Origin of the sequence: Desulfovibrio sp., from assembly GCF_019424165.1 — a bacterium.
Lineage (GTDB): Bacteria > Desulfobacterota > Desulfovibrionia > Desulfovibrionales > Desulfovibrionaceae > Desulfovibrio.
This window is the reverse complement of the sequence record NZ_JAHZAA010000002.1, coordinates 126,661-137,762: the sequence shown is the minus strand read 5'-3', so window position 1 is coordinate 137,762 and position 11,102 is coordinate 126,661. Positions and strand designations below refer to the sequence as shown.

The 11,102-nt window shown below is 59.0% G+C and carries 10 protein-coding genes; 5 read left to right on the top strand and 5 right to left on the bottom strand.

Annotation, left to right across the window (positions count from 1 at the left end):
• The 4 genes from QZ377_RS01720 to ldhH all read left to right on the top strand — a co-directional run.
• Nucleotides 1-999, top strand: a 999-nt coding sequence (locus QZ377_RS01720) for an FAD-linked oxidase C-terminal domain-containing protein (protein ID WP_291438955.1), incomplete at its 5' end; no start/stop codon positions are given.
• 9 nt (nucleotides 1,000-1,008) lie between these two features.
• Nucleotides 1,009-2,304: a (Fe-S)-binding protein gene (locus tag QZ377_RS01715; RefSeq protein ID WP_291438954.1), complete on the top strand. Its 1,296-nt coding sequence runs from the start codon at nucleotides 1,009-1,011 to the stop codon at nucleotides 2,302-2,304.
• 81 nt (nucleotides 2,305-2,385) lie between these two features.
• Entirely contained in the window at nucleotides 2,386-3,018 is a 633-nt protein-coding gene (locus QZ377_RS01710; protein WP_291438952.1) for a lactate utilization protein, read from the top strand.
• Between the two features lie 3 nt (nucleotides 3,019-3,021).
• Entirely contained in the window at nucleotides 3,022-5,172 is a 2,151-nt protein-coding gene (ldhH, locus tag QZ377_RS01705) for an L-lactate dehydrogenase (quinone) large subunit LdhH (RefSeq protein ID WP_291438950.1), read from the top strand.
• Nucleotides 5,173-5,500: 328 nt separating this feature from the next.
• Here ldhH and QZ377_RS01700 read toward each other — a convergent pair whose 3' ends face one another.
• The 3 genes from QZ377_RS01700 to QZ377_RS01690 all read right to left on the bottom strand — a co-directional run bounded on the left by QZ377_RS01700 (nucleotide 5,501) and on the right by QZ377_RS01690 (nucleotide 8,080).
• Entirely contained in the window at nucleotides 5,501-5,905 is a 405-nt protein-coding gene (locus QZ377_RS01700; RefSeq protein ID WP_291438948.1) for a hypothetical protein, read from the bottom strand.
• Between the two features lie 171 nt (nucleotides 5,906-6,076).
• A complete protein-coding gene (locus QZ377_RS01695; protein WP_291438947.1) occupies nucleotides 6,077-6,649 on the bottom strand; it encodes a hypothetical protein in 573 nt (190 codons plus the stop codon).
• Nucleotides 6,650-6,949: 300 nt separating this feature from the next.
• Nucleotides 6,950-8,080 (bottom strand): dienelactone hydrolase family protein, encoded by a 1,131-nt coding sequence (locus QZ377_RS01690; protein WP_291438945.1) that lies wholly within the window; start codon nucleotides 8,078-8,080, stop codon nucleotides 6,950-6,952.
• Nucleotides 8,081-8,169: 89 nt separating this feature from the next.
• Between QZ377_RS01690 and QZ377_RS01685 the strand changes: the two genes are divergently transcribed.
• Complete coding sequence (locus QZ377_RS01685; protein WP_291439062.1) at nucleotides 8,170-8,838, top strand: DedA family protein; 669 nt, start codon at nucleotides 8,170-8,172, stop codon at nucleotides 8,836-8,838.
• 82 nt (nucleotides 8,839-8,920) lie between these two features.
• Here the strand turns inward: QZ377_RS01685 and QZ377_RS01680 are convergent, their stop codons facing one another.
• On the bottom strand, nucleotides 8,921-10,426 hold the full coding sequence (locus QZ377_RS01680; protein WP_291438943.1) for an ATP-binding cassette domain-containing protein: 1,506 nt from the start codon (nucleotides 10,424-10,426) through the stop codon (nucleotides 8,921-8,923).
• A 100-nt stretch (nucleotides 10,427-10,526) separates the two neighbouring features.
• The coding region (locus QZ377_RS01675) for a PHP domain-containing protein (RefSeq protein ID WP_291438942.1) at nucleotides 10,527-11,102 on the bottom strand (576 nt) is incomplete at its 5' end.

Below are 11,102 nucleotides of genomic sequence, written 5' to 3'. Positions count from 1 at the left end.
TATCCCCCGGACCCGGGTTCTCAGGCCGTGTCGACCATTGGCGGCAACATTGCTGAAAACGCTGGTGGCCTGCGCGGCCTCAAGTACGGCGTCACCAAAGACTACCTCATGGGCATCGAATTTTTTGACGCCACCGGCGAGATGGTCAAGTCCGGCTCGCGCACGGTCAAGTGCGTTACGGGCTACAACCTGGCTGGCATGATGGTGCAGTCTGAAGGCACGCTGGGCATCATCTCCCAGGCCATTCTCAAACTCGTGCCCCCGCCGAAGGCCTCCAAGGCCCTGATGGCCGTGTTTGACAACGTGCAGGACGCCGCCGAAGCCGTGGCGGGCATTATTGCCGCCCACGTTGTACCCTGTACACTTGAATTTCTGGACAATAACACCATCGTGCGCGTGGACGACTTCACCAAGGCCGGTCTGCCGCGTGAAGCCGGAGCCATCCTGCTGATCGAGGTGGACGGCCATCCCGCTCAGGTCGCTGACGATGCCGAAGCTGTGGAGCGCGTGCTCAAGGCCAATCGTGCCACCGCCGTGCACGTACCCAAGGACGCCGAGGAAAAGTTCAAATTGTGGGAAGCCCGCCGCATGGCGCTGCCCGTTCTGGCCCGCTGCCGTCCCACTACCGTGCTTGAAGACGCCACCGTGCCGCGCTCGCAGATTCCTGCCATGATGAAAGCCGTTAATGAAATCGCCACCAAGTACAAGCTTGAAGTGGGTACGTTCGGCCACGCCGGTGACGGCAACCTGCACCCCACCTTCCTGTGCGACAAGCGCGACAAGGACGAATTCCACCGTGTGGAAGAGGCCATTGACGAAATGTTCGATGTGGCCCTCAAGCTGCACGGCACGCTTTCGGGCGAGCACGGTATCGGCACGGCCAAGGCCAAGTGGATGGAAAAAGAAACCTCGCGCGGCACCATTCTGTTCTCTCAGCGGCTGCGTCGCGCCCTTGATCCCAAGGGCCTGTTCAACGCCACCAAGCTGGTGGGAATCTAGGAGCCTTACATGAGTAATCTGCACGAACTGGCCCAGCGTCTTATGGCGCTGGACGACAAAGTCACGGCCTGCATGAAATGCGGCATGTGCCAGGCCGTGTGCCCCATGTTCGGCGCTTCCGGTATGGAGGCCGACGTGGCGCGCGGCAAGCTGGCGCTTATCGACAATCTGGCCCATGAAATGATCCAGGATCCCGAAGCCGTGGCCGACAAGCTGGGCCGCTGCCTTCTGTGCGGTTCCTGCCAGGCGTCCTGCCCGCCCGGCGTCCAGATTATGGACGTGTTTATGGAGGCGCGGGAAATCGTCAACGCCTATCTGGGCCTGCACCCGGTCAAGAAAATGATCTTCCGTGCGGTGCTGCCGCAGCCCGGCGTGTTCAACCTCGCCATGCGCATGGGTGCTCCGGTTCAGGGGCTGATCTTCCGCAGCACGGGTTCGGCTCAAGGCACGGTGTGTGCGCCCATGCTGAACTTCATGCTGGGCGATCGCCACATGCGCCCCCTGGCAAAAAAGCCCCTGCACGCCCGCTACGGCGCGCTTGACGAACGCCGCCCGGCCGGCGGCATCAAGGTGGCTTTCTATCCGGGCTGCATGGGCGACAAGATGTATACTGATATGGCCGAAGCCTGCCTCAAGGTTCTGCGCCATCACAACGTGGCGGTCTTCATGCCCAAGGGCCTGACCTGCTGTGGTATTCCTGCCCTGTCCTCTGGCGATGCCGAGGGCATGGTCAAACAGATGAAGGTCAACCTGCGCGCCCTTGACGGTGCGGATTTTGACTACATTCTCAGCCCCTGTGGTTCCTGTACGTCTACTGTAAAGGAACTGTGGCCCCGCTACGCCGGACGCCTCGGCGCTGCGGAACTGCGTAAGGCCGAACAGCTTGCTGCCAAGGCCATGGACATCAACGCCTTTCTTGTGGATGTGCTCAAGGTGCAGCCTGCCGAAGCTCCGGCGGGCAACGCCACTACCGTGACCTATCACGACTCCTGCCATCTCAAGAAATCGCTGGGCGTTGTGGCCCAGCCCCGTGCTGTCATGGCGGCCAACCCCGCCTACAAGGTGGTGGAAATGGCCGAAGCCGACCGCTGCTGCGGTTGCGGCGGCTCGTTCAACCTTTTCCACTATGACTATTCACGCAAGATCGGTCAGCGCAAACGCGACAACGTGGTGTCCTCCGGAGCCGAGATTGTGGCTGCGGGCTGCCCGGCATGCATGATGCAGCTTGAAGACGTGCTCTCGCATAATAAAGACCGCGTGCGCGTCAAGCATACCGTTGAAATATACGCTGAAAGCCTGAAATAAGAACGGCCGCTCCGGCGGGAAATTTCCCGCCGGAGCGGCGCGGCATGGCCGCGTAATCATGATGACCGAAAGGAGAATCCTATGCCCCCTGTGAACCAGGAACTGGTCGAAGCCTTCGCCGCCAAGGCAGCGGCGGTCAGCGCAGTGGTGCAGGAAGTGCCCACCATGGCCGCGGCCCTGCAATATGTTGTGGACGTGTGCGCCAGCAAGGCTCCTGCTGAAATTCTGGCTGATGAACCCGGCACAGCCCAAGGCCCCTTGAGCCCCAATAACGTGCCTACCCGGGTGCAGCGTGTTGTCGCTGCCCCTGAACTCAACGATGCGGACTTCGCCTCCCTGGCCGCCGCCTGCGACGAAAAGGGTTTTCTTTGCATTCGCGAAGGGCTGCGCAACTATCTTGCCGGTATTGATGTGGGTCTTTCCACGGGTATTGTCGGGGTAGCGGCCAGCGCTACCTGCATGCTGGATACCGACAAGGAAGACGTGCGCCTGGCGGGCATGATTTCTGAAGTGTCCATGATTCTTTTGCGCAAGTCCGACATTTATCCCGATCTGCCGTCCATTGCCCAGTTTTTGCGTGAGCGCATGAACTCGGCCCCGGCCACCTACACCACTCTGGTGACGGGTCCCAGCCGCACGGCTGATATCGAACGTGTGGCTGCCGTGGGCGTACATGGCCCGCTGGAACTCCACATCATTCTTCTGGAGGACTAACCCATGCATGACGCCCTTAAAAGCAGCTCCGGTTACCACAAGGAACTGGACGAAGCCCTGAACGACGAATTCCTGCGCCGTACCCTCGACACATTTGCCGTGGCCTACCGCGCCAACCGTGAAGCCGTGTTCAAGGAAGTGGACGAACGCGCCCTTATCGCCCAGGTGGCCGATGCCAAAGACTACGCCTGTCAGCACATGGAAGAACTGTACGCCCAGTTCAAGGCCGAGGCTGAAAAGCGTGGCGTGCATGTGCACCGCGCCGCTACGGCTGCCGAAGCCAACGAGATCATTTCGCGCATTGCCAGAGAAAACAATGTCAAGCGCGTAGTGAAATCCAAGTCGATGACCGCTGAAGAAATCGAGCTTAATCCTGCCCTTGAGGCCCAGGGCCTTATTGTGGATGAAACCGACCTTGGCGAATGGATCATCCAGTTGCGGCACGAAGGCCCTTCCCACATGGTTATGCCCGCTATCCACCTTTCGCGCTATCAGGTGGCCGATGACTTCACCAAGGCCACCGGCGTGAAGCAGGATTCGGACGTGCAGCACCTGGTCAAGGTGGCCCGTGTGCAACTGCGCCGCAAGTTTATTGCCGCGGATATGGGCATCAGCGGCTGTAACTTCGCCGTGGCCGAAAACGGCGCGGTGTCCACCGTGACCAACGAAGGCAACGCCCGCATGGTCACCACGCTGCCGCGTGTGCATGTGGCTATTGCCGGTCTGGACAAGCTCGTTGCCAAGCTGGACGACGCCCTCACGGCCCTGCTGGTGCTGCCCCGCAACGCCACTGCCCAGCGCATCACCTCCTATGTCACCTGGATGTGCGGCGCAGGCCCGTGCGCGGCCAATGCCGACGACAAAAAGATCATGCATGTGGTCTTTCTGGATAACGGGCGTACCGAGATTGCCAAGGATCCGCTGTTCAAGCAGATATTCCGCTGCGTGCGCTGCGGCGCCTGCGCCAACGTCTGCCCCGTGTACCGCCTGGTGGGCGGCCACAAGATGGGCTACATCTACATCGGCGCCATTGGCCTTATTCTTACCTACTTCTTCCACGGCAAAGACCGCGCGCGCATTCTGAGCCAGAACTGCATGGGTTGCGAATCCTGCGCCAATGTGTGCGCCGGCGGCATTGAACTGCCGCGCCTCATCCGCGAAATTCGCGCGCGCCTCAATGAAGAGCAGGGCGCTCCCATTGAAGCCAACCTGTTGTCGGCCGTCATGAAGAACCGCAAGCTCTTCCACCGGTTGCTCAAGTTCGCCAGCTTTGCCCAGAAGCCCTTTACCCGCGGAACGCAGTTCCAGCGCCACCTGCCCTCAATATTTATGGGCAAGCACAACTTCAAGGCGCTGCCTGCCATCGCCAACAAGTCCTTCCGTGACCGCTGGCCCGAAATTGCGCCCAGGGTGCAGAATCCCACCATGCGCGTGGCCATCTTCAGCGGTTGCGCCCAGGACTTCATCTACCCCGAGCAGTTGGAAGCATGCGTGAAAATTCTTGCCGCCAAAAATGTGGCGGTGGAATTCCCCATGGAGCAGTCCTGCTGCGGCCTGCCCCTTGAAATGATGGGACAGCGCAAAACGTCCATTGATGTAGCAAAGCAGAACATCGCGGCTTTCCGCGGCGGTAACTACGACTACATCATCACGCTCTGCGCAAGCTGCGCCGGTCACCTCAAGCACCATTACCCGCAGATCCTGGACAAGGATTACGCGGTGGTGGAAGGCCAGGCCTTTGCAGCCAAGGTCATTGACTTCAGCTCCTTTGTGCATGACGTGCTGGGGCTCAAGCCCGAAGACTTCCACAAGTCCGGGCAGAAGGTCACCTATCATGCTTCGTGCCACCTCTGCCGTGGCCTGGGCGTGAAAAAGGCCCCCCGTGAGCTTATTGCTGACGCGGCGGAATATGTACCCTGCGAGGAAGAAGAAGTCTGCTGCGGCTTCGGCGGCAGCTATTCCGTGAAGTTCCCCGAAATATCGGCGCAGCTTCTGGAAAAGAAAGTCAACAACATGAAGGCGACCGGAGCCGACCGCCTGGTGGTGGACTGCCCCGGCTGCGTCATGCAGTTACGTGGCGGCGCTGAAAAGCAGGGTCTGAAGATCAAGGTCGACCACATTTCGGAACTGCTGGCCGACAATCTGAAAAAATAAGCCCTTTCCGATAAAGCGTTAAAAACAAAAGAGCCGCCTGGTTATCCAGGCGGCTCTTTTGTTTTTGTGTGATGCCAGTATGCCAGTTGACTGGCGGCTCAAAAAAACTGTCGGATTCCGGCTGTGAAACGTATGGAAATGTCCCGTTACGGGAAAAGGCTGTTGGCGCCGGGGGACAGAAAATATCCGTAAAAGAGCCGCACGAAGATATACGTTGTCTGCGGGCTGTCCGCAGCCTGGGCCGCTTCAATACTTGCCGGGCAATGGGAAAATCACGTACTGGATATGTTTTTGCCCGTCAGCACAGTCGGTCCGGGGTTACACTGTTTTAATGGGTTGCCTGCAGGGGGATGCGCCACCAGTACCAGAAGCTGACGATGGTGGGGTCCTGGGGTTGCCATTCGCCGCAGGTTTCAAAGTAGTGAAGCACCTTGCGTTCAATGCCATCAAGCGGAATTCCGTTTGCGGCCATCTGGTGCAGGCGGAAGAAAATTGCCAGACACTCAAAAAGGCTCAGGCAGTCTTCTTCCAGGCAGACGCCGGTTTGAAGTTGTAGAACAAATTCCTGGTAAAAGGGATTATCTTCGCCTACGCAGGCATCAAAGGCCGGGCTGTTTTCCAGAAGGTGTTTCAGACCCTGTGAAAAAAGCTTTTGCGCAGGTCGGGACGAGGTTTGCGATATACTGGATGTATACAATCTTTCCATTGCCTTGTGATGACTGGAAAGTGGCATAGTCGGCTCCTCTGGCTGGTTATTCTGGATTATTTTAGCATAATTTCTATAAATTACAAATTATTCTATAAAGGTAGGTATTCTGCTCCATAGTTCCCGCGACGGAAAGGAAAGAAATAAAAAAGGAATGGCTACAAAGCCGGCAAGGGTTCGTGGGGCGCGTGATTGCCGTCAGCGTACAGGACGGCGGGGCTGCAGGTACTGGGGCTGAAAAAATAGCCGGTACTGCTTGGCGGGAGAAAGGTGGGTCGGCCTGCTGACCTCCCCTTCAATGGATAAAGGCTTGTCCGACAGGCCAAAGGGCTGCAGTTGCCCAGGGGCCATGTCCATATGGGATAGTCTTTCTCCTGTAACGTTAAAGACGGGCATGCTGCTGTTGGGGTTGCCTGCCATAAGCACGCTGGATTTGCCCGAGGGCAGCACGCCGCCGCTGGTTCCGTTATGTGCTGTAGCGTTGAGCAGGCTTGGTACGGGAAGGTCCGTGCGCCGCAGCATATCAAGAAAGTCGTTGCCTGTGCGGCCCACAAAGGTCACCAGTGATGTGCCGTCGCCATAGACCAGCAGACTGACAGGCATGGTGCCGCCATGAATGCCCATAAAAGCCGATCTGGCCCCGGCAGGCATGACGACCCAAGCATTTTCGGCCTCGGCCGTATCTTTGGGGGCGGGCGTCGGCTGTGCGGCATACGGGGTGGACCCGATCACGAGCGCGAGGCACAGAATACAAAGGGGCAGTAGCTTCATGCCGTCCATATTTCCATTGCTCTGAAAAGGCCGCGTTGCTGCGCAAACAAGGCCATTTCGTGCAGAAAACTTACATTACGGCGATGTTTGCCTGTCTGCCGGGGGCAGCATTGCAAAACATTGCCAGGCTGTTTTACTCAGGCCGTAACATCCGGTGCGGCCAAACAGTCAAGCTGATGATTTTACCATTCGTGAATGCGTGATGCCAAACCACGCACACTTTAAAGAGCTTTAGTAAGGGGCGGCACAATTGTCAAGGATATGGGCCGTATGAACATCACCTGTCGCAAAAAAATCCTGTTACTGCGCCCGTTTGCGTTTTATCTGTTGCGCTGGCGCCGGAGTGCTTTCCTGTTTGGGCGGCAGGGGCGGGCTGAGGTCCGGCGGGGCGGGAATGCGGGGCAGATTTTTACCACTGCCGAGATAGTGCAGAAAAAAGTCGCTCAAGGCGGCGAACATGCTTTTGTGTACGGCTTCTCTGTCGTTCTCGTTTACTGAGCGGCAGAGTTCGGGCAGCTCCTCGGCCAGCGCGGGAGGGCAGGGGGCCATGAGCGCGCCGGCATCGGCCTTGTCCAGAACAAGCCAGCGGGCTTTTTTGCCTGTGCATTCATAAATCTTGCGGGCATGCAGGGCGGTTTTGTTCAGGCTGTCGCCGGAAGCGGCCACAAGCAGCAGCGGCGGGTAAAACCAGCGGAACGAATCCCGCCCAAAGAGCATGCCGAAACCGGGAGCCACTGCCGCCACTGCCTTTATGCGCGTATCGGCCAGGCTTTTTGTCAGGGGCAGGCTGCGGCAGAGCCCGTCCATGCGGTTTTGCGCCCATATATTGCAATACATGTCGTGCTTGCCAGCCTGCGCGCAGTAATCTTTCCAGCCTTCGCAATCGGGGAGCGCGCCGCCCAGCAGGAGCGCCGCCGTGCCGCCCGCGCCAAAGCCCAGAACGCCGATACGCTCATGGTCGATGGTAGGCTCGGCTTCCAGGTCGTTCAGCAAAAAGGAGATAAGGCCTGAAAGCTCCCGCACCCTGCTTTCCAGTTGTTCCCAGGTCAGGAGCAGATCCATGTTGTCCATATTGTCGCCCGGATGCGTGGGGGCCGCCACCACAAAGCCGCAGGCTGCCAGCCATGCGGCAGTGTCGTGATAGGAAAAGCGCGATCCCGCCGTATCGTGCGAAAGCAGAATAAGCGGAAAACGTCCTTCCACGGGCTTGCCCCCGCGGGCGGCTGAAATTTCCCAGGGGCCGTACTGGATGTCGCGTGGGGGACGCACCGAAGGATACCAGAGGTTCACGTCCAGCCGCAGGCCGTTTTCAGCATCCCATTGCCCAAGTGTGCGAAAACCTACCTGATAAAAATCGGCACGGGCGTTGGAAAAAGAGAGCAGCAAAATGCCGAGGCAGAAGACCAGCAGTGCGGAAAATTTCTGTCGCATGCTTGTGTTGTGCCACAAGCGGGCTTGGGGTACAAGGGCGTTCGGGCGGGTCCATGCCGCCACAATATGGGCCGGGAGCATACGAACGTATGGATATGGTAAGCTATTTTATTGACTTTGTGCTGCACATTGATGTGCATCTTTTTGAACTGGTGGAGCAGTACGGTCTTTGGATTTACGCCATACTGTTTATTATTGTTTTTTGCGAGACCGGGCTTGTGGTCACACCGTTTTTACCCGGCGACTCGCTGCTGTTCGCGGCAGGCGTGGTGGCCGGCACGGGCCTTATGGGCTATGCTGAAGTGATGCTTGTGCTGCTGGCGGCGGGCATTCTGGGAGATGCCGTCAATTATTGCATTGGCCGTCATGTGGGCCCGGCCATTTTTTCGCGGGACAGCCGCTTCATTAAAAAAGAGCATCTGCTCAAAGCCCATCATTTTTACGAGCGCCACGGCGGGAAGGCCATTGTGCTGGCACGTTTTGTACCCATTGTACGCACTTTTGCGCCTTTTGTGGCGGGCATCGCCCTTATGCATCCCCGCACGTTCTTTTTCTTTAACGTGACCGGGTGCATTCTGTGGGTAGGCAGCCTCGTTTCCGCAGGCTTTTTTCTGGGCAATCTTGAATGGGTGCGCCAGAATTTCAGCATTATCGTTTATGGTATTGTTATTGTTTCCGTGCTGCCTGTTGTCATCGAAGTGCTGCGCTCCCGCCTGGGCAAGAGCAAAGGCGGCTCCGGCGAAGGTGACGGCGCATAGCATTGCGAACGCTTTTGCGTGCCGTTTAAACAGAAAATCCCGCTCATGGCGGGATTTCCTGTTTCTGGAGCCAGCAGCGGGTTTAGATGACAACGCGCAACTGGCCGTCTTCCATATGTGCCTCGCGGTTGATGCACAGGGGGGCATCCTCGCCGTGATGGGAAACAAAAACCATGTGCAGGCCACGGGCCGCCAGCAGGTCAAGCAGGCCGAGATAGCGGGCGCGGCTTGCGGCATCCAGCCCCGAGCACGGTTCGTCCAGCAGCAGGATGTCCGGATCGCCCACAAGGGCGCGCGCCAGAAAAAGGCGGCGCAACTGCCCCGTGGACAGGCGGCGGATGGACAGATGCCCGATATCCGCCACGCCTTGCGAGCTTTCTTCGGGAAACATTTCTTCCATGCGGCGCAGGGCCTCGGCTTTTTCCGCGGCGCTGAACTTGCGGTACACGCCTATGCTGTTGTCAAAACCCGTGCAGACCATGTCATGTGCCGTAAGGGAGTAGCCGTACAGCGCCTGGGAAAGGTCGGAAACCAGCCGTATGCCCTTGCGCACTTCGGCAAGGGTGCGCACTGCCCCGCCCTGCCGGGGTAGCCAGCGCTCCAGCCTGCCATCGGCAGCGGCAAACTCGTCTCCGGCCAGCAGGCGCAGCAGGGTGGACTTGCCCGAGCCATTGGCCCCGCTGATGCGCCAGTGTTCGCCCTGATGCATGCTCCAGTCTATATGCCGCAGCACTTCCTGCCTGTCGATGAACACCGTGACATTTTCCAGGTCCAGCAGGGGAGGAACCGGCCCGTTTTTGTCCGCCTGCTCCTGAAGCGCCTGCCCTGCAACCGTGACGGCGGCACTTTCCGCCCTGTTGGCCGTAGCGTCCTCAGCCTGCCCCGGTGGTACTGCATACAGGCGGCCCCGGCTTATGTAACGCCGTTCCGCGCACCAGTCGGGAATCTGGCCGGGACGGTGCGCCGTCATGACGATGGTGCTGCGCAGTGCGCATTCTTCAAGCACGTCAAAAAAAATCTGGCGGTGGCGGGCGTCCAGGCCATCGGCGCACTCGTCCAGCAGCAGCAGGGACGGCGCGCGCAACAGCGCCCGGCCCAGAAGCAGCAGGCGTAACTGTCCCTGGGAAAGGGTGGGCATGGTTCTGTCAAGCAGGCCTTCGGCCTCAAGGCGGGCAGCCATGTGTACGGCGGCGTCCTTGCGGGCCTGGGCCTGACTGCCGCCGTCGCTGTACACCAGGGGCGTGTCTTCAAAGCCTGTGAGCAGGATATCGAGTCCGGTAAGGTCCCACGCCTGGCGCTGGTAGTTTTCCTGTTGCGTCGGAGATACCAGGGCCGTCATGGCCCGCCCTGCCAGGGGGGATTCTTCGCGCCCGTCAGGCGTATGCCACCAGATATGCCCCTCGGCGGGCCACAGCTCGCCGCGCAGCAGGCGCAGCAGGGTGGATTTGCCCGAGCCGTTGGCGCCCAGCAGGGCGCAGTGACGGCCGCGTTCAATCTGCCAGTTTATGTGGTGCAGTACAAAGCGCCGGCTGGATTCGCCGGGCAGAAAAAGACTCAGGTCTTCAATAGTCACAAGCGGTTCTGACATAGGGTATTCCTGCTGCCGCCTTTCATTCTACATATGCCGGGCGCGCGGCTGCCTGCAGGCCGCAGTGCGGCAAGGCTGCGCGCCCGTGATCCGGCAGGCTTTAAAAGGGGTAGACGCTGCGCTGACCACGGTCGAAAACCGTGTACTCCCTGAAGCCGAAGGCGCTGGCGTAAGAGGCAAGACGGGCGAAGCCGTAGCCCACGTCATCGGTAACGTGAGCGTCCGAGGCGAAGCTTATGGGCAGCTCCATTTCCGCAGCCATGACCATGATGGGCGGCGCGGGATAGATTTCGCGGCATGCCTTGCGTATACCGGCGGATGAGATTTCCATACTCATACCAGAATTGCGCAGGGCGGTCAGCCCCCGGCGCACAAGTTCCCGGCTTTGCGGCTTGTGCAGCCAGATGTGAAACTGCTCGACGGAAAAAATCTTGATAAGGTCCGGGTGGGCCGCGATATTGAACAGCCCCGAGGCAAGCATGGCCTCCCAGATTTCAAAGTAGCGTGTGTACTGTATTTCGCACTCTTCCTGCGACATGGCTTTCCACGGGTCGGCGCCATCGTCAAAACCCCAGTGCCCGATAAAATGCACGCTGCCGAGCAGGTAATCAAAATCATAGGCTGTGCCGGAGGCACGGGTAAAGTCTGTCTGCCCTTCGAGCCAGTCCATCTCCAT